Below are 23,724 nucleotides of genomic sequence, written 5' to 3'. Positions count from 1 at the left end.
ATTTTATCTCCCGTTCAACCGTTCCGGAACTCTACAGGGGTCACCCCCGCATAAGCCTTGAATGTCTTGCTGAAATAACTCACATTGTCGTAAGCCAGACTTTCGCAGATTTCCCCGACCGTGCGGTCCGTCTGCCGCAGCAGCTCCTTGGCTCGCTCCATCTTCATCCGGGTGACGTATTCGATGAAGGTGACCCCCGTTTCTTTCTTGAACATGCGGCTGAAATAGCTCGGATTCAGGTGCAGACAGCCCGCAACTTCATCCAGCGTGATCCTCTGGTCAAGCCGAAGGGACACGTATTTGCAGGCCTCCGCCACTTCCGATCTTCTGCTGCCCCCGAATCCCCGATCCATAGCCTGCATGGTGGATTCCAAATAATCGTGAAGCCAGGATTTCAGCTCGTTCAAGGAATCCATGTCCATGATCTCTTTGTGCAGTGCATCGGCCGTATAAGCGGGTGACAGCGAATGCAGAAGATGAAGCCTCAGCTTCAGATCCAGCAGAAGCTTCAACACCCAGTCCTTGACCGATTCCGGTGCGTACCGCTTGCCTTGAATCCATGCGATCCACCGATCGACCGTATCGCGCACCGCGCCGGAACCCTCTTTGCCGAGCAGCGATTCCCGCAGCTCCGAGCTGGCCCGGTCATAATAAATGAAGAGATCGGGATCCCCATGCAGACTGTTCTGTTCAAGCGCTCCGTTCAGTTTCGATATCTCCTGCGGCTCCAGATAGAATCGTTGCTGCCGGCTGGCCAACAGTCCATTGAGCCCTGCCTTTAAACTTTCTGGATCAGCGCAGCCCCGGCCGATCAGGAACGACATGCGGATTCGCAGCACGCGCTCGAGCGTCCGCTGCACCTCCTTCAGGCAGGCGGCGGCATCATCGTAAATGTTGCTGCCCAAGCCGGGTCGATACGAGAACAGGAGCAGCGAAGACTTTGCATCGTATATGACATGGACCGCACTCGGATTCAGCTGCTCCAGCACCTCCCGCAGCACGTTGCCCAGGGCAAAATGCAGCGTCTGGTTGGAGGCGAAGCGGTGCTTGATATCCCGGATATCCTCCAGATGCCCGACCACCGGAAGGCAGTGAGAACCCGGCTTCAATATCCCGTACTCCGCCAGCTCATGCCGCCATTTTTCGGGTGACAGCAGGGGCTGGTGTATGAAATTTTTGAGGCTCTGCTCCTTCCGCAGCTCCTTGGATTCGTCCACCAGATGGATCATCCGCGACCGCTCCCAGCCCTTCTGGGCTTCCTCGTCCATTGCCTGCTTGAAGCGCTTCAGCAGCTGTGCCAGCTCCTCGGGGTCGAGCGTGTCCTTCAGCAGATAATCCTGCACGTTCAGGCGCATAGCCTGCTGGGCATATTGGAATTCGTTATGGCAGGACAGAATGGCGATCCGCACATCGGCTTTCACTTCTTTGATGCGTGCGGACAGCTCGAGCCCGTTCATTTTGGGCATGCCGATATCCGTAATCAGGATGTCCGGAGGCGAAGACCTCGCATCCTCCCAGGCACTCATGCCGTTCTCATAACTTCCCATCAGATTCAAACCCAGCTCATTCCACGATATGGCCTCCGACAACAGCTCGATGACGGGATAATCATCGTCCACCAGCATCACGTTATACATCCGCATTCCCTCTTTCCGGTATAAACATCTCGATCACCGTTCCCTGGCCAGGCTCGCTGTAAACGTGACATTGAAAAGCCTCGCCGAACACCATACTCATCCGTTCCATCACATTTTGAAGACCGATATGGGAGAAGCTGCCTCCGCTTGCCTCTTCCTGCGTCGAGGAACCGGCGGAGCCGCCTTGGATTCTGCGGGCAATCGACTCCCTGATGGCTTCATCCATGCCGATGCCGTCGTCCTTCACCGCCAGCACGAGGTGCCTGCCCTTCATGACGGCTGCAATCCGGATCATCCCTGCCTGCTGGTTGAGCCCATGGATTAATGCATTCTCCACGATCGGCTGCAGGAAAAAGCGCGGCACCTTAAAGAGGAAAGCCTCCGGCGCGATATCCAGCTCCAGCCTGACCTCCTCCTTCTGCCGGAGGTTCATCAGGGCCACATAATGCGAGATCAGGTCGATTTCTTCGTGAAGCGCAATCTCGTCCTCCTCGCGGCTGATCGTCATGCGGAGCAGCACGGACAGGGAGCCGATCATCTTGGCGCTTTCGGGATCGCCCCGTTTCATGACCTTCATCCGGATCGAATTCAGGACATTGAACAGAAAGTGGGGATGGATCTGGGCTTGTAGCATTCGGAGCTCCGCTTTTCGTTTTCTCGCCTGGTTCTCGGATATTTCCGAAATCATGGCTTTGAACCGGTCCAGCATGTCGTCGAATAAATGACCGAGCCGACCAACCTCATCATTGCCATGAACATTCGACCTTACTTCCAGATTTCCGCGCTGCACGGCGGTTGCCACCTTGCCGAGCTTGACCAACGGCTTCGTAAACGCGCGGACAAGGGCAATGAGCAGCAGCAGAAAGATCAGAAAGAAGCACATCTGAAACCAGAACACCTGGTTAAAAATCGAGTTGATATTGACGATCGCATCCTTGTACGGCTGCATCAGCACCAGGCGCCATCCGGCAAACGGAATGTCCTGGTGTACCATCAGCTGCTTCTCCCCCTTCATCGGTACGATCGAATACGGCTTCTCTTGGTCCAACTCATCAAGATAAGCAAAGGTCGTTCCGATCTGGTTCTGATGACTGCCGGAAACGATCGTTCCCTTGGCATCCAGCAGCACCATATCGTTGCCTTCCGAAAGGGAGTTGAAGATCCCGCTGATCTGATCCTCCATGAACGTTACGATTACGTAGCCGTATATCTCGGAATCCGGCAGCCTGAGCGTGCGCACCACCGATAGCTGCGTCGGATGATCGATTTGGTCGGGGAGGAACATCGTGGCCTCCGGCTCCGTCCATAGAGACTCCAAGCCTTGCAGCTCCGAAATTCGGCTGAACCAAGGCCGCTGCCTGTAATCGAGCGGATTGTAATCGCTTACGGAATAATTCATGTAATAGGAGCCGTTCTCCAGGATGACGGTCACATAACTTTTCTCTCCGACGACCGTCAAGCTGTCTAGATGCTCCAGTACCCGGTTGGAGTCCATAAATCTGCGGTAAGGATCCGGGTCTTCGTTGCCGGAGACCACCTGCTTGAAGTAAGAATTCAACCCGGAATTCATCTGTATATAGTTGGCGATATTGATTTTGCTTAAAAGCAGATTCGTCACCGATCCGCGGACCAGCTGAAGGGCATCGCTTGCGTTGGATACCGCCTGCTGCCTCAAGGCTTCCTTCGTTAACGAATTATACAGAATCAAGCTGACGATGGCGGGAACGACGATGCAGGTGATGGCAGCTAATATCAGCTTATGCCTGATGGAGCTCGGGATCAGGCTCTTGAGTCGTGCGGGCATAGGATCCACCTCGGGTATGGCGTGACGGGAATGATGTACGCGAATTCAAAAAAAGGGACGAATAATTCCGTCCCGATTTTTTTGTCTATTATACCAGATCATTTTTTGTTGGATTCTATAATTTTGTTCACTCGGTCCTGCGAATTCGCAACGGTCTGGTCGATATCCTGATTGCCCAGGATCAGCTTCTCGTACTCCTCGTTCACTGCCTCGTACACTTCCGCCTGATAAGGTGCCGGAGGCACGATGGCAGAGGCCTTCGAAGCGACCAAGGTGTCCACAAGCGATTTCTTGTCTACCTTCTCTGGACTCTTCGTGGCCGACAGAATGGTGTCGATGATCTCTTCCACCTGTTCGGTTTTCACCTGCTGCCAGGCCGGAATGTTCTTGCCCTGCACGATTTGCCCTTCCGTTGTGTACCAGCGGACGAATTTATAAGCTTCTTCCTTATGCTTGGACTTAGCCGCCACCGCCACGTAATCCGTGGTGACCGGCGTAAGCCCCGTTGGATCTCCTTTCTCGTTTTTCGGGAATGGGGCAACGGCGACATTGAAGTCCAGCGGCACTTTATCCGTTCCGCCGATCTCCGTGTTCATCCAGCTGCCAATCGTGATCATACTTGCGGATTGATTGAAGAATTGCGTCCGGTAATTCAGCTTCTGGGAGATCATATCCGTGTACGGCACCGAGGATTGGTCCTCCTTCTCCATCCGCACGCGCAGCTCCAGCGTCTTCCTGAAGGTCGGGTTATCCAGATTGGAAGAGCCGTCGGCCTTCAAATAATCGGTATCTTGAGGCTGATTTGCCATCATCAGCTTCAGAAACTCCAGCCATCCTCCCCCTTGCGGACCATGGAAGTATGTTCCGTAGCGCTTTGACGCTCCTTCGCCTTGGGTCAATTTTTTGGCATAATCCGCATATTCGTCCCAGGTCCAGTCCGTCGGAACCGGCAGTCCTGCTTCCTCCAGATGATCCTTGTTCAGCAGCACATACCACGGGTTGAACTTGCCGGGCAGCGCGTAGACTTTGCCGTCGAGGCGGGTATCTACTTTATAATCCGTTTCCACGCTGTAGCCGTCCTTCGCGATAAAGTCATCCAGCGGCTCGGCCATGCCGAGCGCCACCCGCTGCGCGTAACCCGCCGGATCGCTGAACATCAGAATGTCCATCTGGGCCGAGGATGCCGCCTCCAGGTCGAGCTTCTTGAACGCCTCCTGCGTATCCCCCTTCTCGCTGAGCTGGACCAGCTCAATGGTCACGCCCGGCGTTGCCTCTTCATAGGCCTGGATCGTTTTCTTCCAATTGTAAGCTTCCTCCGTGCCATAGGTGTACAGCCTCAGATTGGTCTTGCCCCCTCCTTGTTCGGAACCCTCTTGCGCCGCATTCTCCTTCGCTCCGCCGCAGCCGGACAGCAGGCCGATCACCATTGCAGCCGTAAGAACGCCTGACCACCATTTCTTGTTCATCATTGTCTATAACCCTCCCCATTGATATCAATATCGGTATGTAAGGTCGTGACGATTCTAGCTGTAACTATCCCCATTATATAGAGCGCTTACATCTTAACCATAAAACAATCTTTACTGATGTTGGAACTATTTTTACCCCATTCATTCCCGGGGCTCTTAACCCTTGACCCCGCCCAGCGCGATGCCCTCGATGACACTCTTCTGACCGATGATAAAAACGATCAGCAACGGGAAGATCGCCGACACGGCAGCAGCCATAATCAGGGAATAGAATTCTCCGCTCAAGGACGTGAATTTCTGCATCGCCAGCGGAATCGTGAACAGCCGGTCCGTCCGCAGGAAGATGAGCGGATTCTGATAATCGTTCCACGTCCAGATGAAACGCAGGATCGCATACGTGGCAACAGCGGGCTTCACCAGCGGCAGTGCAATCGACCAGAAGATTCGCGGATGGTTCGCGCCATCGATTTTGGCGGATTCGATGAATTCCTGATGCACGCCCATGAAGAATTGCCTGAGCATAAACGTTCCGAGCACGCTGAAGCTTCCCAGCATAATGAGGCCGAAATGGTTATCGAACAGCCCGATGTTGCGGTACAGAATAAACTGCGGGATCAGGATGGCCTGGCCCGGAATCATGTAGGTCACCAGCACGATGATGAACAGCCAATTGCCGGCGGCGAACCGGATTTTGGAGAAGCCGTAGGCCGCCAGAGCGGATACCATGGCCGAGATGATTGTGGTCAGTATGCTGACCTTGATCGAGTTCCAGTAATAGAGATAGAAGGGATAATCACCGAACCATACCTCCTTATAATTCTCGATGGCGTTCCACTCCCGCGGAATCCACTGGATCGGATATACGAATACGTCTTTCTCCACCTTAAAGGATGTAACCAGCATCCATATAAAAGGAAGGAGAAACAGAATGCTCACCGCAAACATCGCGATCGTAACGATGAGCTTGCGCCAGTCGACGCCGACTCTTGTCCCCATATAGCGCCCTCCTTCCTAGTAGTTGACCCACTTCTTCTGAGCAGCCCACTGACCCAGCGTAATCAGCATGACAAAACCGAACAGAACCGCGGCAATGGACGATGCGTAACCAACCTTCAGGTTAACGAATGCCGTATCGTATAAATACCAGACCATCATCGTCGTCGATCCGATCGGTCCGCCTTGGGTCATGACAGCAATGATATCAAAGACCTTAAACGTGGAGATGACGCCCGTTACCAGCAGGAAAAATGACGTTGGCGACAGCAGGGGCAGCGTAATGCGTCTGAACTTGGTCCACCCGTTCGCTCCATCGATATCCGCCGCCTCGTACAGATCCTTCGGAATGGACTGGAGCCCGGCGATATAGATAATCAGATTGAAACCGATGGAGATCCAGATCGATATCAGCATGATGGAAATCAGCGCGAAATTCGGATCTGCGATCCACTTGGGCGGATCGGATATCCCGAGCGTCCGGAGGATTTCGTTGATCGGCCCGTAGGACGGCTGGAAGAGCACCTGCCATACGACGGCCACCGCCACGATATTAGATATGTAGGGCATGAAGTAGGCCACTTTGAAATAGCCCTTCATATAGACAAACCGGTCGATCAGGATGGCCAGCGTCATCGAGATTATCATGTAGACCGGAACCGTCAAGAGAAACAAGATGTTGTTACGCACCGACTTGATAAACATGTCATCCTCCAGCAGCTGGCGGAAGTTCTGAAACCCGACCCACTGAATGCCATCCCAGCCTTGAACGAAATTCCAATCGGCAAAACCCAGCACAAGCGTTGCCAATATCGGAAACAGCACCAATATGATGACGCCGATCAGCATCGGGCTTACGAATGCGATCCCCCATAGGTTCTCACCCCGCTGCAAGGATCCCCGGGATCTGTGTCCCCGCGCAGGCTGGGTGCCATGCTTCTTCATCGTCTCCATTGTCTGTGCCATGTCGGACCCCCCTCGATTCTTATTCGATGGGTTTAGTATAAAAAAAATACCGCCAGCGTTTTGACGGTATTTTGATCATATTCGCTTTCATTTTTACTTATTAGGTAAGGAATGCATGGTGCTTGTATATCATGGCACCCTTGGTATTAGAGGAACTTCTCCTTAAACCAGGCAGCGGCCATCCCAACCTCTGCACGGCTCAGCTGATGCCCCCCGTTCTCCCAATGCAGCTTCACGTCCGCCCCTGCCGCACTTAGCATTTCATTCAGGTCCTCGCTCTCCTGCGGGGTGCACATCGGATCGTGACGACCGGCCGCGATGAAGACGGGAATGCCAGTCAAATCCGGTAAGGCCTTATCCCGCAGCGGAACCATCGGATGGTGGAGGATAGCCCCTTGCAGTGCATCTCCCTCGTGGAACAGCAGGCTTGCGGCAATGTTGGCGCCGTTCGAATAACCAACCGCTACGATACGGCTGCGGTCAAAACTGTATTCGGCGGCTGCCCAATTCAGGAATTCATTCAGGTCCTGCGTGCGTTGCACGAGATCTTCTACGTCGAATACGCCTTCAGCGAGACGACGGAAAAATCTTGGCATGCCGTTCTCCAGTACATTTCCGCGAACGCCGAGCACATTCGATGCGGGCGAGATCATCTCGGCCAGCGGCAGCAAATCCTCCTCATTCCCCCCGGTACCGTGCAGCAATAGTAAGGTTGGTGCCTCCGGAAAAGTTCCTTGGCGGTAAATATGCGTATGTTCCATGTGTATTGTCTCCTTTCGATTGGTTATATGTTAGATTCCGTTATACAACCATGAATGTTAGAATTCCCCTGAATAGCCCAATAGGACCATAGGCTACCCTAAAAATCACATTATAAACTAGGCTGCAGTCCCTATAGAGACTGCGCTAGAATCCCTCATTAATATCTTTAATTTAAGATTCTTTAAATACATAATACCACGGAATTATAAAAATGCAACAACATCCCTTCCGCATACCGGTCAGAGTTGCATTCGGAAATGCTTTGTCGCCAGTTTCCTCAGCCTTTGATAAATGAAAAGAGAGGAAGCCCCCATATGGAAGACTTCCTCTCCTGTTTGTATTCTCTATATGATTCCGTACGTGTTCCCCCGTAACATCACTCATTATATCAAAAGATAGGTATAATGTCAGTGGATGTTTTGGCATTTCCCACAATTTTTTTGTGATTTCATTAGGTATTATTCCAATTGTCTGGATGTAAAAGCATATAATTGGAAAAACTGTAATCGTTTAGTCAATGCACCTCTCGGCACGGCAAAGGCTTGTGCCCGCTTGAAGTTCACCGGAGCCCCCCTTACAATCGTGAGCGCTTTGTAATATTCGATAAACGGGAAGCCATACGTTTCCCCACGCGCATAAGCATACACGTTCATGGCTCTCACCCAAGTTTCATAGGCTTCGTCCGGAATATCGATAAACACCTCAGGGTGAAAATCGTACGGGTCCTCCCAATTGTCCGCATAGTATAAATGCTGGGCATAATGGGCCGGAAGCTCTCGTTCAATCGTCTTCAGCCCTGCATAGAAGCGGGCGTCCTCCACAATGTAATGGGTATTGGAGTGGTCCTTGTGGATGCTCTCCTTCCAATGCGTGATGATGATATCGGGCTTCACTTCCCGTATGACGTCCGCTACCTGATATTTCACTTCCTCATCGAGCGGCAGCTCGGCATCCTTGTAAGCAAGGAAACGGACATCCGCGCCAACGATATCGGCAAATTGGTGAGCCTCGTCAATCTTCTGCTTCGCGTATTCCTCCGGCGTCAGACGGGGGTGTCCCTTCTCCCCTGGCGTTAAGTGAAGAAACGTTGCTTTGTGGCCAGCTTGTGTGTATTTGGCGATAACGGCGCCCGCCGTAAGATCCATATCGCCCGCATGTCCGCCAATCGCCAAAATATGATGCTGCTTTGCTTCCGTCAAATCGGATCTCCCCTTTGTATGAAAAGTAGTAGAAACTATTGGAGCGTTTTGCTCATAATATCGAACCGGCGCGTCACATGAAATCCGGCCTTGCGGTACAGATGCCCTGCCGGGCTTTGTTCGCCCGTCCAGAGGAACCAGGCTCCATGCAGCCCCTGCGCACGCATAAGGGCGAGGCAATCATATAACAGAATTTTCCCAAGGCCCTTCCCTTGCATCGACGGGTCCACGCCAAACGGTCCAAAGCGTTCAGCCACGCCTTCATATCCGTTATGCAGGCAGAATCCCACCAGCTTTCCTTGATCGCGCGCGATCAGGATCTGATCCGTTGTTAATCGCTGCAGCAGTCCCTCGCGAATCGCCCGGCCCCAATCCGGGTTAAACACATCCGTCGCAAAATCGATCAGCTCCACCAAATCGCTGTCCTGAGCCAGCATAAAGGTGAAGCCTTCTTGCTCACGCTGCCGCTTTAATTCCGCAACCTCCGGCGGCATACGAAAATCGACCAGGGAGCGATCCATCGCAACCGCCGTATAATTGCGGGTAAAGCCGCTTGCCGCAAGCCACGCCAAGCCCTCCGGATAGCGCTCGCCATCGATTCCAGGAACGATATAATTCGGGGCATACGAGGAAAAAAAGACTTTGCTGCGTCCATGATCGCGAAGATAGTCTTCGCCGTCCTGCAGCAGCCGCGATGCCACACCCTGTCTCCGAACCGATGGATCGGTATAAAAGAAGGTGATCCACCCGCGATCCGGCTCCAGTTCGGTTCCGATCATCGGCAGCCTCCGGCGTACCGCATACAGGACGCCTACTATACAGCCCTCCTGCTCCGCAATCCGCAGTCCTTGCGGATCAAAGTTCGGATCAAGCACCAAGTTCCGAAAGCGAAGCCGAGTCATGGGATCTCCCGGTAGACAGGCATTCCACAGGGTAGTGATAGCGTCTTCGTCTCCAGGCCGGTAAGCCCTGTAGGCTAAACTCGTCATTGCGTATTCCCTCCTTATTGTCGTAATGCTTCAGATTTGCTTGGATTCGCTTCCATTGCCGCGAAACGATGCCGAATCGAACACGGCTCATTCCCATCTCACCATGTTACGGCTCCCGTCAATGCGTTGTGGACTTGGGCCCGCAGCTGGGCGACACTGCTGCTCCGTCCCCCGTATACGCGGTTTGTCAGCAGTACGACCGCGAGATCCAGCTCGGGATCGATCCACATGCTGGTTCCGGTAAATCCGGTATGTCCGTAACAGCCCGGACCCATCCAATCACCCGAAGCGTCCATTTTGTCCCCTTTCAGTACCCACCCCAGGCCACGGTTGGAGCCATGAATATGCCCCGTATGGGTACGAGTAGCCGTAATCGCCGCCGCCCTGGATAAGACGCGGAATCCGCCGCCTCCTGTCTCTGGCCTCACCGTTGCGGGGATCGCCCCTTGTGCCAGCCACATTCGGGCGTATTGCAGCAGATCGCCTGCGGTCGCAAACAAGCCGGCATGACCGCATACACCACCCAAGGCCCGTGCCTTCTCGTCATGCACAATTCCGCATAGATGATCCTGGATGGTATCCTCATACTCCGTTGCTGCATAGCGGCCGGCCTGTTCCGGCGCAGGAGTCAGCGTCGCATGACGCATGCCGAGCGGATCCAACACCCGTTCCTTTACTGCCTGCTCTAAAGACATTCCCATGACCTTCTCAATCATGCAGCCGAGCGCCAAATATCCCAGATCACTGTAAATCACCTCGGTATCCGGCTTGGTCACGAGCGGTGCGGAAAGAACGGCATCCCACATCTGCTCCGTATCCCAGCCCTGCGAATGCAGGTTCATGTCCGCCTGGAGCCCGGAGGTATGCGTGAGCAGCTGTCCTACCGTAAGCTCTTCTTTACCGGCCGTTCCGAATGGAGGCAGAATGTGACTTACTTTTGTGCTTAAGGTCAAGGCTCCCTCATCGATCAATTGCAGAATCAATGGGAGCGTAACCACCACCTTCGTTAAGGACGCACAATCGTATAACGTATCCGTGCTGACCGGCACAGGCTGACCCTGCATTGGTCTAGGGTTGGCATAACCGGCACTATAAAACCACTGCTTGCCTTCATGCATGACACCCAACACGGCACCCGGCGTCGTACCCGCGGCTATTTCGCGTTCAATGGCGGTGCACGCCGCCTTCACTCCCTTGATTCCCAAGCCCAGCTGCTCTGCACCGACTTCCGCGCTGCTCGCCATCCCATCTTCCCTCCTTTGCTGCAAGTCCTTAAGTTTGAATACTAAATAACAGACACATCATTTAACTCCACAGTACCTTTGAAAATGTAAACGTTTCCTAAATCTATTATATGACCTGTAAAATTTTGTTTCAATATTAATTAAAAATTATAAAATTTAATTTCATCGCATTCTACATAAATTCCCCTTTTATTTGGATATAACATATTGACACTTGAATACGCTTCCATTTACAATAATGTTGAAATCAAACACTCGCATAATTTAAGGGCCATGCATTCCGTCACCGCACACCCGGTATGGAACAACCCCGGTTTCTCTACAGGAGATTCCGGGGTTTTTTGTTGCCCGATTTAGTATGGGAGGTGATGCAAGCAGCCGATAAGCTAGTAAAACCAGCCTTCTCTATATCAGCTACATAGGAGGAATTACGATGAAAAAGTTTTACAAACTGACAACTGCTCTTGCCCTTAGCTTGTCCCTGGCCTTCAGCCTTCTCGGCCCTGCTCATGCGGCCCCGGATACTTCGGTGTCCAATAAACAAAATTTCAGCACGGATGTCATTTATCAAATCTTTACGGACCGTTTCTCCGACGGCAATGCGGCCAACAACCCGACCGGACTTGCCTTTGACGGTACCTGTACCAATCTGAGGCTATACTGCGGCGGTGACTGGCAAGGGATCATTAACAAAATCAACGACGGCTACCTGACCGGCATGGGCGTTACCGCTATCTGGATCTCCCAGCCTGTTGAGAACATCTACAGCGTCATCAACTATTCCGGCGTGAACAACACCGCTTATCACGGCTATTGGGCCAGAGATTTCAAGAAAACGAACCCGGCTTACGGCACGATCGCCGATTTCCAGAATCTCATCGCAGCCGCTCATGCCAAGAACATCAAAGTCATCATCGACTTCGCACCGAACCACACCTCTCCCGCTTCCTCCGACCAGCCTTCATTCGCGGAGAACGGCAAGCTGTACAACAACGGCACCCTGCTCGGCGGATACACGGGCGATACACAGAATTTGTTTCATCATAACGGAGGCACCGATTTCTCAACAACAGAGAACGGGATTTACAAAAACCTGTACGACCTTGCCGACCTGAATCACAATAACAGCACCGTGGATACCTACCTGAAGGACGCCATCAAAATGTGGCTCGATCTGGGCATTGACGGCATTCGAATGGACGCGGTGAAGCATATGCCATTTGGCTGGCAGAAGAGTTTCATGGCTACCGTCAACAACTACAAGCCGGTCTTCACCTTCGGCGAATGGTTCCTCGGCGTGAACGAAGTAAGTGCCGAGAACCATAAGTTCGCCAACGAATCCGGCATGAGCCTGCTGGACTTCCGTTTCGCGCAGAAGGTACGCCAGGTATTCAGGGACAACACCGACAATATGTACGGTCTGAAGTCCATGCTGGAGGGCTCGGCAACCGATTATGCGCAGGTGGAGGATCAGGTTACGTTCATCGATAACCATGACATGGAACGCTTCCACAATAACAGCGCGAACCGCCGTAAGCTGGAGCAAGCGCTGGCCTTCACGCTCACTTCCCGCGGCGTGCCGGCCATCTATTACGGAACCGAGCAATACATGTCCGGCGGCAACGACCCTGACAACCGGGCAAGAATTCCTTCTTTCTCTACAACGACGACCGCTTACCAAGTAATTAAAAAGCTGGCGCCACTGCGCAAATCCAATCCGGCCATCGCCTATGGAACGACCCAAGAGCGCTGGATCAACAATGATGTGCTGATCTATGAACGCAAATTCGGCAGCAACGTGGCGCTTATCGCTGTAAACCGCAACGTGAATACGCCGGCCTCCATTACCGGATTGGCGACTTCATTGCCTGCAGGCAGCTATGCCGACGTGCTTGGCGGACTTCTGAACGGCAACAGCTTGACCGTTGGCACAGGCGGAGCAGCTTCCAACTTTACGCTCGCTGCGGGCGGTACGGCCGTATGGCAATATACCACGGCCGTGACTTCGCCAACGATCGGGCACGTAGGACCGATGATGGCCAAACCAGGCGCAACCATCACCATTGACGGCCGCGGCTTCGGCGCAACCAAAGGCACGGTATACTTCGGCTCAACGGCCGTAACAGGCGCTAACATTACGGCATGGGAGGACACGCAGATCAAAGTGAAGATCCCTGCGATAGCCGGTGGTGTATATAACATCAAAGTCGCCAATAGCGCTGGCACTTCAAGCAATGTACACGACAACTTCGAAGTGCTGACCGGGGATCAAGTCAGCGTCCGGTTTGTGGTGAACAATGCCACCACTGCGCTCGGACAAAACGTGTACCTGGCTGGCAGCGTAAGCGAGCTCGGCAATTGGGATCCTGCCAAAGCCATCGGACCGTTGTACAACCAGGTCATCTACCAATACCCAACCTGGTACTATGACGTCAGCGTACCGGCCGGCAAAACCATTGAATTCAAATTCCTAAAAAAACAAGGCTCGACGGTAACGTGGGAAGGCGGCTCGAACCATACCTTCACGGCTCCAACGAGCGGCACGACCACCATTAACGTGAACTGGCAGCCTTAAATCCATAAAAACGCACCATTCCTCTACTGCTCCGGCAAACGGCCAACCACCATGAATGCGGAGCAATGGCCGCCGACCATAAGCTTTTGCCGAAGAGTGCACCTACAACAAAACCAGCTCCGGGACAGTTCCCGGAGCTGGTTTTAATTCATGCAGTTCATAATTCCAGCAGACAGTAGTCTGTTACGCACAAAGTAACCGATTGATCCCTGTCCCTGCACAACATAAAAAGCGATTCCCAAAGGGAGAGAGCGCGTGGTCAGCAGGCAGTAACTCAACAAGCGTACGAGGTAACTCAACGACCCGCGCTATGTTCCAGCACGCCCGAACACCACTCCCACCAGCAAAAAAGCGGATGAAGATATTCCCCCTTCATCCGCTTTTCCCATCCCCCACACCTTAGCGTAAATGGTTGTGCGCATGCACGCAGCAGCGAAGAGGACGAATCGATTCCGGAAAAACGATAGTGGTCGCCTTTGCCCCCGATTTTCTACCGCAGAATTATAATTCCAAGAAAATTGGGGGCAACAGCGATTGGAGGAACGATACGTACTCGCAGCGCCTCACTTCAATGGAGCATGCGGAGTGCTGCATAGCCCACATCATTTTCACGCAACAATCGAAAACCATTTACGTCCTAAACATCACCAATGACTTGCGCAAGCCCTCCGACAGCTCCTCCAAGCGTGAAGACAGGGCAACCAGCTTCTCGCTCACCTTGAACTGCTCGGATGACATCGAAGCAACCTCCTCCGTGGCGGCGCTGGTCTCTTGAACGATCGAGCTGGCCTCCGAGATCGAGTCGGTCAGGGTAAGCTGAGAACCGATCAGTACCTCTACCGACCGGGTCGATTCGCGGATCTCGGCTAATAGAGCATCCATCTCGTCGCGTACATGATCGAATACGCCCTGGGCTTCCTGTACCGAATGCAGCTGCTCGTCAAAGAGCGGTGATGCCGACGTCAATGCATCAACGGAGCCTTGTACTTCAGAGCGGATATCCTTGATCATCGCGCCTACGGTCTGGATCGATTCCTTGGAACGATCCGCCAAGCTGCGCACTTCATTGGCTACGACCATGAAGCCGCTGCCTGCTGCCCCCGCACGGGCCGCTTCAATCGTCGCGTTAATGGACAGCACGTTGGTTTGATGGGTGATCTCCGACATCAGCTCCAATATTTTGTGAATCGACGCGGTGTTATCCTTCAGCTTCTCCGCATTCTGGACAATGGCCCGGTTCACTTGATTAATCCGCGTGGATTTCTCCACCAGGTTGTCCATATGCCGTGCGCCCTTTCCCGTCACCTGAAGCACGCGATCAGCCGCGGCCTCCATCACTTGATTCGAATCCGATACCTTACTCATCTGAACGCCAATGTTCTCAGCCAGCTGATTCTCCCGTTCGGCCTCCATCGCCAGGCTTGCGCTTCCCTGTGCAATCTGCTCCATGGCCGATGCAATTTCACCAGCCGTCAGCGAGGTTCCCTTCGATACTCCCGCCAGTTCCTCCGCCGTGGCCAGCACTTGCTTCGCGGAAGCATTCGTCTGATCGACCAAAGCCGAAATTTGCCCCATCATCCGGTTGAAGCTGTGGCCGAGACGACCAATTTCATCCGCACGCCGGAACTCGGTCCGAACCTTCAGATTCCCCTGCTCTCCCTCTTCCATCAGACGGCACATCTGATTCAGGGGGCGGCCGATGGAACGCAGCATATAATAGCCTAGCAGTATCGCAACCAGAACCGCAGCCACAATAACCCCGAGCGTTACAACCAATAGCTTGTCCGTGGCTTGCACAAAATCGCTAACAGGAGCAAAGCCGACCATATGCCAAGGAGCCGTCTTCAGCGGGGTATACACCACCATCTGCTCGTCGGCGGTGTAATAAATCCCCCCTTCCTCGGCATCTGGAGGAACCGTAATGGCGGACGGCTGCATCAGCTGGGCCGGGTCCACGTCGTGCACGATCCGGTTATCTTCGGACACGATCCGCATCTGTCCGTTATTCCCTATTTTTAGATTTGCCAGCACCTCGCCGACCGCGCCATCCTTGACATCCATCAGCAGGACGTACTGCGCATTCGGATTCTTCAGGTTTTTCAGCAATCTCCCCATCGTCATGGTGGCGGTATTCTCGTTCCCCATAAAACCCTTGATCTCAGTCGGGAACCATACCGGTTCGCCATCGGCCTGAATAATCCGGTCGATCTTCGCCTTCACCCAGTCCGAAGAAGACATTCCCGTTAAGCCCGTTGAGTTATAGGAGCTTTGAGCTTGAAGATTGGGTGCAACCAGGCGCATGCCCTGCAGACGTTTATCCGAAGAAGCCATCCCGTTCAATTTCTCCCGGATTCGGTTCTCGGCCTGCGTTTTGTCCCGAATGCCGATACCCGCCGTACTTACCGTAACGAGGTCCTCGCGAAGAACCGTATCCAGCGCCCATTGACGGGAAGCGGCTTCATATTGGGCCAGCAAGAAATCCAGCTTGTCCGCCGCCTGCATCATCTGCCCCGAAGTCGCTTCCGACACCTGATCCATCACCGTGTCTTTGGAGATGGAATACGATAATAACCCGAGCGCCGAAGATAACAGCACGATCGTGGTAAAAAAGATAACAAACAGCTTCATCCCAACCGCTTTGAATTGAAAACGTCTCATCATGTTCATATGTATATGTCCCCCTGCATCGCATGTTTGAAATGCAAAAAGACACAGCTAGCGGTTACCGGCTGTGTCTCTTCGCTGTTCTCTCTATCTATCTGTCTTATGATGAATTCATACGATTAGCTATCCGTACCTTACCCTTTGCTTGCCCCAGCCGTCATGCCATCGACCAGCAAACGCTGCAGGAAGACAAACAGCAAGGTGATCGGCAGTGCGATCAGCACGGATGCCGCCGCGAACAACGTAAAGTTACTATCCTGGGTGGAGTTGACGAGATCCCATAGGCCGACGGCGAGCGTCCAGTTTTCTTTTGTCCGGAGCACGAGTCTCGCAAAGATAAAGTCTACCCATGGACCAACGAACAGCGTCAAGCCCATATACGTGATCATTGGCTTCGACAACGGCAGAATGATTTTGCGGAATATCTGGAAGTTGGTAGCTCCGTCGATCTTCGCCGCTTCATCCAGACTTCGCGGTATCGTATCCAGGAAGCCTTTCATGATCAGGGTTCCGCCTAGCGGCGCCCCTGCCGCATACACGATAATCATCGCCGCATGCGTGTTCAGCAGATCCAGGGAGTTCAGCAGGATATACAGCGCGATCATACTCATGAAGCCCGGGAACATCCCCAGCACGAGAATGACCGATAGCGCATTCTGCCGGCCTTTAAACCGGAATCGGGAGACCGCATAACTTGTTAGCAGGACAAGAATGGTCCCGATAATCATGGAGAATATTGCAATTTTCAACGTGTTCATGTACCATGTGCCAAACAGAAAGCTCTGGGACGTAAACAATTCTTTATAATGACTGAGCGTAAAAGATTCTGGAATCAAGGACTTGCTGTACAACGACTTTCCGGGACGGAAAGAGGCCAGAACAATCCAGAGCGCCGGGTAAATACAACCGATCGCAATGATGACAAGCGTGATGTAACTTGCCGTCAGGCGAATCGCATTTCTCATTTTAATTCCCATTATTGGATCATATCCTCCTCTTTAAAGGATCTGGTTCTGCGATAATTGTAAATCGAGAAGGTCGCAATAATCATGAAGATGATAATACCGATGGCCGATGCCATGCTGTACCGCTGCTGATCCAGCGTCAGTTTATAGAGCCAGGTTACCAGCAGGTCCGTCGCACCCGCGTATTGATAATCACCTACAACCGGGTTACCGTTTGTCAGGAGGAAAATCAAGTTAAAGTTGTTAATGTTACCGGCAAATTGCGTAATCAGCACCGGTGCCGTCGAGAACAAAATCATCGGTAGGGTGATGATCTTGAATTTCTGGAATCCAGTCGCCCCGTCCACATCGGCCGCTTCATAAAGATCCTTCGGAATCGTAGTCAGGACACTCATAACGAGAAGCATGGATACCGGGATACCTACCCACATATTAACGATAATAACGGTCACTTTGGCCCAGACCGGATCGGTCAGCCATGGCAGGCCTTCCAAACCGAAATATCTTAAATACTGGTTGATCGGTCCGAATTGCCCGTTAAACATATTACGCATAACGAGCAAGGAAATCAGCTGTGGAATCGCATATGGAATGATCAGAATGACACGCCATACGCCTTTGAAACGAATTCCTTTTTGTTGAATAAGGAGTGCAACGAGCACACCGCCAAAATACGTCGTTACCGTTGCCAGCACTGCCCAGATGATCGTCCAGGTCAGGACGCCGAAGAACGTATGGCTCCATGATTTCAATGCAACGAGATTGGTGAAGGTTTTGAAACCGACCCAGTCAACCAAATTTGCCGGCGGCAGATTGTTTGGAGCGGAATAGTTCGTAAACGCCAGCATGACCATGAAGATAATCGGCATGACCGTAAAAAACAAAATACCGATGGCCGGCAGCGTCAGGAAAGATTGCGCGAATTTCCATTCAAAAATATAGTAAAGGGTCTGTCTGAAGTTGTTGGGTTTTCCACCCTGTTCCCTTAGTTTTCCAGCGTTATATGCGTTTTTGATATTGGCGTAATACCCAATAAGAAAAAGCGCAAACATAATCATGGTGATAAGTCCTTCAATCAGCAGATTGATGGAATGGTCACCTGCTACCATTTGGGTTAATCCGTTGACTTTCTCTAAATGGCTTCCCTGTTCCCCCAAAGTTGTCATTCCCCAGATGGCATCACCCAGGTTGTTGATGAAGTAATACAGACTGAATATACCTACGATAAGTAAAATAACACCTTTGATCCATTGCCGATTGTAAAGCTGACCCAGACCCATACAGATGGCTGATAATACGGCTGCTGTCGTACGATGTTGACGCATGCTCCCTCCATTCTCCTCTCCATATAATCGAGGAATCACCCGCCGGTTGTTCGGCGGGTGAACTTCTTCATCTATCTCGCATTATATAAGAACGTAATTACTCGCCAGCTCCACCACTGTTGAGATCTTTCACTTGATTTACAGCTTTATCAAGCGTTTCTTTCACGTCTTTGTTGTTATCCCAGATCTCAGCCAGTGCAGCGCCTACAGGAGACCATACGTTAGCCATTTCAGGAACGGATGGCATCGGTTGGGAAGATTTGAACTGCTCTGTGAATGCCGATACATACTCGTCATTCTTGATTTGATCGTCTTCCTGAGCTTCGTTGTTAGTTGGAACCGATCCAACCAGTGCGCTCAGTTTCAATTGAGCTTCCTTGCTTGTTGCAAAGTCAGCAAACAAACGAGCGGCTTGCGGATATTTCGTGAACGAGCTTACGTACCAAGCTTTGATACCGGAGAACGATACAGCAGGCTGGCCGCCGATGGTTGGGATTGGAGCAACGCCAAGCTTGTCGCCAAGCGCTTCTTTGTATCCGCCGAGCTCCCATGGTCCGTTAATGTCCATAGCCAGGTCGCCGCCCGTGAACAATCCGCGTTTGATATCAGGCGTAATGTCGCCGGATTTAACCGGGAGAATTTCTTTCAGGCTTGCATACACTTCCATACTCTTGACTGCGCCTTCGTTGTTGAGGCCGATATCGTTGACATCTGCGCCGCCGTTACCGAAGATGTAGCCGCCATTGGAAGCAAGGAATGGATATGCGAAGTACAGGTTGCCTGTTTCGAACATGATTCCATATTTGTTTTTGGATTTGTCTGTGAAGGTTTTGCTGAACTCAATAACTTCTTCCATCGTTGTTGGAACTTCTTTTACCAGGTCCTTGTTGTAATACATCAGGTATGTTTCAGCAGCGCGCGGGTATCCGTACAGAACACCGTCATAGCTTACGCCTTGGATAGCGGCTTCCGAGTTGCTGCTCTTCGTTTTTTCTTCGAAGTAATCATTTGGCAGAACCAGGTTGGTAGCTACGGCCTTACCCAGGTTATCATGAGGGAACAATACTACGTCAGCGCCCAATCCGGATGGTCCGTCTTGTTGAAGCTTGGTAACTTGGTCGGTTGGGGACAATTCTTCGATGGTTACTTCAACGCCGTATTTCTCGGTAAATTCTTTAGCAACCGCATCGGTGTAGGCTCTTTCGTCTCTACTTTCCCATACGATCAATTTAGCACCTTCCTCTGGCTTAAGTTCCGGTGCTTCTGTATTTTCGGCCGGCGTCTCCTGGGCTGGTGGATTCTCAGCAGGTGCCTCAGCAGCAGGAGCAGGTGAATTTCCTCCGCACGCTGTAATGGAGAACGCCAACGTGAAGGTTGCAGCTAGCGTAAGTAGTTTCTTCATCTTCATTCCATGATTACCCCTCTCAATAAATGATCAGAAAATGTTGGAAATCTGCGCAAACGATTTCAGAAATTTTCAGCGTCTCTTTTTCTATGTAGCATCTGGCGAGATACTCAGGAAAAATCCCGTTGAGAAAGCGCTTCATTCACTGAAAACATCATACAACATTTATTATCGAATGTAAAAACGTTTGCACAGATCATTTTTACCCGTTTTAAGCATATAATCTCTTGTTACCTTCACTATTCACTGTATTTCGTAAGTTATCATAAAAATAGTTGTGCATATGCTGTGCAATCCTGTCATTTTACTCGTTATTTGAGACAAGAGTCTAACATAAATGGTTGCTTGTTGAACAAACGTTTGCACACTGGTGTTTATGAGAAACCATTGGCTCAACATGCCACGAGGTGACTATAAATTTTCAGCTTGGCTTCCCCCTGTGTTTCCGATAACAGCAAAAAAGGACTACCGCTCTTGTTCTTTGAACACAGATCAGCGGCAGTCCTTCTATCGTATATGGCTGATACCTATTGAAGCTCCGTTATTGCAGCGCCTTCAGCGCAATATCCGTCCGGTTCTGCTTGCCTTCAAACAAAATCGCTTCTGCACGCTCATACGCTTTCGCCCGTGCGGATGCGATATCTGCCCCTAGTCCGACAACGCCCAGGACACGGCCGCCATTCGTTCTCCACGTTCCATCAGCATCGCGGGAGGTTCCCGCATGAAATACAATCGTTCCGTCCTGCTCGTTATCCAGCCCACTGATCGCTATCCCTTTCGGATACGATGCAGGATACCCGCCGGAAGCCAGGATGACACATACCGCTGCTTCGTCACTCCACTCCAGTTCTAAATCGGCCAGGTTTCCGTTAACGGCAGCAAGGAATATCTCAAGCAGATCCGTCTTCAAGCGCGGCAATACGACCTGCGTTTCCGGATCGCCAAATCTGGCGTTGAACTCAATGGTCTTCGGTTTGCCATCCGGCGTAATCATCAATCCGGCGAATAGAACACCCCGGAACGGACGCCCTTCGGCTACCATCGCTTTTGCCGTAGGCTTGATGATCGTCTCAATGGCCTCCTCAATAATGGATGGCTGAATATGAGGCAATGGCGAATACGTTCCCATTCCTCCGGTGTTCGGCCCCTCATCTCCATCATAAGCCGGTTTATGATCCTGCGCTGCGGACATCGGCTTCACGGTTTCGCCGTCCACAAAGGCGAGGATCGACATTTCCTGGCCTTCCAGGAACTCCTCGATAACCACGCGGCTTCCGGCATCGCCAAACACCTTCGACTGCATGATGTCGCTGAGCGCCTGCTCGGCTTCCTCGATCGTCCGCGCAACGGTAACACCCTTGCCGGCTGCGAGCCCGTCCGCTTTCACGACAATCGGCGCGCCCTGCTGGCGCAAGTAAGCTAGCGCCTTCTCGTAATCGTCGAACTTCGCGTAAGCTGCCGTTGGAATGTCGTATTTATGGAGCAGATCCTTCATAAAGGTTTTGCTGCCCTCAATTTCGGCTGCATTTTTGCGCGGACCGAATACCGGGATGCCTGTAGCGTCGAATGCATCTACGATGCCGTCAGCCAGCGGATCATCCGGACCGACAACAATGAGTCCCACCTGCTTCTCTACGGCGAATGCCGCCAGCTTCTCAAACTCCGATACCGCGATCGGCACACACTCGGCCAGTTGTCCGATACCGGCGTTGCCGGGTGCGCAGTAAATCTTATCCGCTTTCGGGCTCTTTGCCAGTGCCCATACGATGGCATGCTCTCTTCCGCCGCCTCCGATAACCAAAATATCCATGGTTTACCCCTCCCGATTCATTTCAACTTTACCGTCAACATTTCATAACATGAATGATTTACAGGGCGAAGCGTGAGATCATCTTCACCTTCTGGTCCCCTTAAACTTAAAGGCGGCGCGCTCGAAAGAGCGGCGTCGCCTCTATATGTTGCTGATTGAAAGGTGATCTTCAGCTGCAGCCTCATGGTTGCAGCGAAGCCCCTTTTTATGCTCATGAATTAGTGTTTAAAATGCCGCACGCCGGTAAAGACCATGGCGATCCCGTATTCGTTGGCTGCCTTGATGGATTCCTCATCCTTAATGGAGCCGCCCGGCTGAATGATGGCGGTAATGCCGGCTTTCGCTGCAAGCTCCACGGTATCTCCCATCGGGAAGAACGCATCGGAAGCGAGAACGGCCCCCTTGGCTTTCTCTCCTGCCTGTTCCACCGCAATACGCGCCGAGCCGACACGGTTCATTTGGCCTGCGCCAACGCCAACGGTCATGTTGTCTGCAGCCAATACTATCGCATTAGATTTCACGTGCTTGACCACTTTCCAGCTAAAGAGCAGCTGTTTCAGCTCTTCTTCCGTTGGTTTACGGTCCGTTGCAACTTTCAGGTCAGCGGCGTCAAGGGAATGCACATCGCTTTCCTGTACGATCATGCCGCCTTCGATGGTTGTCAACGCAAGTGTGCTTTGGCGCTCCTTGGCCGAACCGAACTCGCCCATCTTCAGAAGACGGATGTTCTTCTTCTTCGTCAGAATCTCCAGCGCCTCTGGCGTGAAGTCCGGTGCCAGGATGATTTCAAGGAAAATATCCTTCAGCAGATCCGCCGTCGGAGCGTCAATTGTCCGGTTCGCCGCCACGATGCCGCCAAAAATGGATGTCGGATCAGCGTTGTAAGCTTTTTGGTAAGCTTCCAGCACATTTGTCCCGATGCCGACGCCGCAAGGGTTCATATGCTTCACGGCCACCACGGTCGGCTCGTCGAATTCCTTCACGATCTGCAGGGCCGCGTTCGCGTCATTGATATTGTTATAGGAGAGCTCTTTGCCGTGCAGCTGCTCCGCGGTCGTCAAAGTACCCGCTGGTGCCAGCGGTTTACGGTAAAATGCCGCTTTTTGATGTGGATTCTCGCCGTAACGAAGGTCCTGAATTTTCTCGTAGGTGACGCTAAAGCGCTCAGGAAGCGGATCGCCCGTTACATTCGACAAATAGTCAGAAATCAACGTATCGTAGGCCGCCGTATGACGGAATACCTTGGCTGCAAGACGTTTACGGGTTTCCAGCGTCGTGTCGCCGCCGTCACGGATTTCCTCGATCACGCTGCCATAATCCGCCGCATCGACAACCACGCTCACAAAAGCATGGTTTTTCGCAGCCGAACGCAGCATCGTTGGACCGCCAATGTCGATATTTTCGATTGCATCCTCATACTCGACATCCGGCTTCGCGATCGTTTCCTGGAATGGGTACAGGTTCACCACAACCAGATCGATGTAATCGAGGCCCAGCTCCTGCATCTGACGTTGATGCTCCTCGCTGTCGCGAATGGCAAGCAGGCCGCTGTGCACGGCTGGATGAAGGGTTTTGACGCGTCCGTCCAGAATCTCTGGGAATCCGGTCACATCGGAGATGCCGATGACAGGAACTCCTTCCTTGGCGAGGAGGTTCTTCGTTCCCCCTGTCGAAATGATCTCTACACCCAATGAAGACAACTCGCGGCAAAACGCCACGATGCCGGTTTTATCCGAAACGCTGACCAATGCTCTTTTGATACCCACGTTCATACCCCCTATTATGAATGAAATTAACTAAGTAAGCCTGTCTTGATTCCGTAGATGCTGTCGAAGATCCATAATTGCAAATTATTTCCCGAGAAATATCGAACATGTCGATTCACCGAAAGACCTTGTCCCCTTTTATTACAAAAGC

At 52.1% G+C, this 23,724-nt stretch carries 16 protein-coding genes; 1 reads left to right on the top strand and 15 read right to left on the bottom strand.

Annotated elements, in window-relative coordinates; translation table 11 throughout:
* Positions 1 to 14: 14 nt before the first annotated feature.
* The 9 genes from AC0VZ8_RS04885 to AC0VZ8_RS04845 form a co-directional block, all read right to left on the bottom strand.
* Entirely contained in the window at positions 15 to 1,637 is a 1,623-nt protein-coding gene (locus AC0VZ8_RS04885; protein WP_475486190.1) for a response regulator transcription factor, read from the bottom strand.
* Positions 1,630 to 3,441 carry a cache domain-containing sensor histidine kinase gene (locus AC0VZ8_RS04880; protein WP_475486189.1) on the bottom strand — a complete coding sequence of 604 codons (1,812 nt, stop codon included), beginning with the start codon at positions 3,439 to 3,441 and terminating at the stop codon, positions 1,630 to 1,632. The genes AC0VZ8_RS04885 and AC0VZ8_RS04880 overlap by 8 nt, the downstream gene beginning before the upstream one ends.
* Before the next feature lie 98 nt (positions 3,442 to 3,539).
* Complete coding sequence (locus AC0VZ8_RS04875; RefSeq protein WP_071221535.1) at positions 3,540 to 4,910, bottom strand: ABC transporter substrate-binding protein; 1,371 nt, start codon at positions 4,908 to 4,910, stop codon at positions 3,540 to 3,542.
* 156 nt (positions 4,911 to 5,066) lie between these two features.
* Positions 5,067 to 5,906 carry a carbohydrate ABC transporter permease gene (locus tag AC0VZ8_RS04870; protein WP_113061534.1) on the bottom strand — a complete coding sequence of 280 codons (840 nt, stop codon included), beginning with the start codon at positions 5,904 to 5,906 and terminating at the stop codon, positions 5,067 to 5,069.
* A 15-nt stretch (positions 5,907 to 5,921) separates the two neighbouring features.
* Positions 5,922 to 6,869, bottom strand: coding sequence for a carbohydrate ABC transporter permease (locus AC0VZ8_RS04865; RefSeq protein WP_475486188.1), 948 nt, complete (start codon positions 6,867 to 6,869; stop codon positions 5,922 to 5,924).
* Between the two features lie 146 nt (positions 6,870 to 7,015).
* The gene (locus AC0VZ8_RS04860) at positions 7,016 to 7,630 is read right to left on the bottom strand and encodes an alpha/beta hydrolase (protein ID WP_475486187.1); all 615 of its coding nucleotides are present in this window, start codon (positions 7,628 to 7,630) and stop codon (positions 7,016 to 7,018) included.
* A gap of 459 nt (positions 7,631 to 8,089) precedes the next feature.
* Entirely contained in the window at positions 8,090 to 8,830 is a 741-nt protein-coding gene (locus tag AC0VZ8_RS04855; protein ID WP_475486186.1) for a PIG-L deacetylase family protein, read from the bottom strand.
* 35 nt (positions 8,831 to 8,865) lie between these two features.
* The gene (locus tag AC0VZ8_RS04850) at positions 8,866 to 9,819 is read right to left on the bottom strand and encodes a GNAT family N-acetyltransferase (RefSeq protein ID WP_475486185.1); all 954 of its coding nucleotides are present in this window, start codon (positions 9,817 to 9,819) and stop codon (positions 8,866 to 8,868) included.
* Positions 9,820 to 9,917: 98 nt separating this feature from the next.
* On the bottom strand, positions 9,918 to 11,063 hold the full coding sequence (locus tag AC0VZ8_RS04845; RefSeq protein WP_475486184.1) for a serine hydrolase domain-containing protein: 1,146 nt from the start codon (positions 11,061 to 11,063) through the stop codon (positions 9,918 to 9,920).
* A 433-nt stretch (positions 11,064 to 11,496) separates the two neighbouring features.
* On the opposite strand from AC0VZ8_RS04845, the gene AC0VZ8_RS04840 reads away from it, so the two are divergent.
* Positions 11,497 to 13,638, top strand: coding sequence for an alpha-amylase family glycosyl hydrolase (locus AC0VZ8_RS04840; RefSeq protein ID WP_475486183.1), 2,142 nt, complete (start codon positions 11,497 to 11,499; stop codon positions 13,636 to 13,638).
* Positions 13,639 to 14,268: 630 nt separating this feature from the next.
* Here AC0VZ8_RS04840 and AC0VZ8_RS04835 read toward each other — a convergent pair.
* The 6 genes from AC0VZ8_RS04835 to purH all read right to left on the bottom strand — a co-directional run bounded on the left by AC0VZ8_RS04835 (position 14,269) and on the right by purH (position 23,573).
* The gene (locus AC0VZ8_RS04835; RefSeq protein WP_475486182.1) at positions 14,269 to 16,305 is read right to left on the bottom strand and encodes a methyl-accepting chemotaxis protein; all 2,037 of its coding nucleotides are present in this window, start codon (positions 16,303 to 16,305) and stop codon (positions 14,269 to 14,271) included.
* A gap of 131 nt (positions 16,306 to 16,436) precedes the next feature.
* Positions 16,437 to 17,279: a sugar ABC transporter permease gene (locus tag AC0VZ8_RS04830; protein ID WP_071221547.1), complete on the bottom strand. Its 843-nt coding sequence runs from the start codon at positions 17,277 to 17,279 to the stop codon at positions 16,437 to 16,439.
* Positions 17,279 to 18,592 (bottom strand): sugar ABC transporter permease, encoded by a 1,314-nt coding sequence (locus tag AC0VZ8_RS04825; RefSeq protein WP_216532937.1) that lies wholly within the window; start codon positions 18,590 to 18,592, stop codon positions 17,279 to 17,281. The genes AC0VZ8_RS04830 and AC0VZ8_RS04825 overlap by 1 nt, the downstream gene beginning before the upstream one ends.
* Before the next feature lie 97 nt (positions 18,593 to 18,689).
* On the bottom strand, positions 18,690 to 20,000 hold the full coding sequence (locus tag AC0VZ8_RS04820; RefSeq protein ID WP_071221549.1) for a sugar ABC transporter substrate-binding protein: 1,311 nt from the start codon (positions 19,998 to 20,000) through the stop codon (positions 18,690 to 18,692).
* 538 nt (positions 20,001 to 20,538) lie between these two features.
* A complete protein-coding gene (gene purD / locus AC0VZ8_RS04815; RefSeq protein ID WP_475486181.1) occupies positions 20,539 to 21,807 on the bottom strand; it encodes a phosphoribosylamine--glycine ligase in 1,269 nt (422 codons plus the stop codon).
* A 218-nt stretch (positions 21,808 to 22,025) separates the two neighbouring features.
* Positions 22,026 to 23,573 carry a bifunctional phosphoribosylaminoimidazolecarboxamide formyltransferase/IMP cyclohydrolase gene (purH, locus tag AC0VZ8_RS04810; protein ID WP_475486180.1) on the bottom strand — a complete coding sequence of 516 codons (1,548 nt, stop codon included), beginning with the start codon at positions 23,571 to 23,573 and terminating at the stop codon, positions 22,026 to 22,028.
* Positions 23,574 to 23,724: the final 151 nt, after the last annotated feature.

Source organism: Paenibacillus sp. QJM3NY_38, from assembly GCF_056173265.1.
The sequence above is the reverse complement of the archived record's forward strand: the minus strand, read 5'-3'. Positions and strand labels throughout refer to the sequence as shown.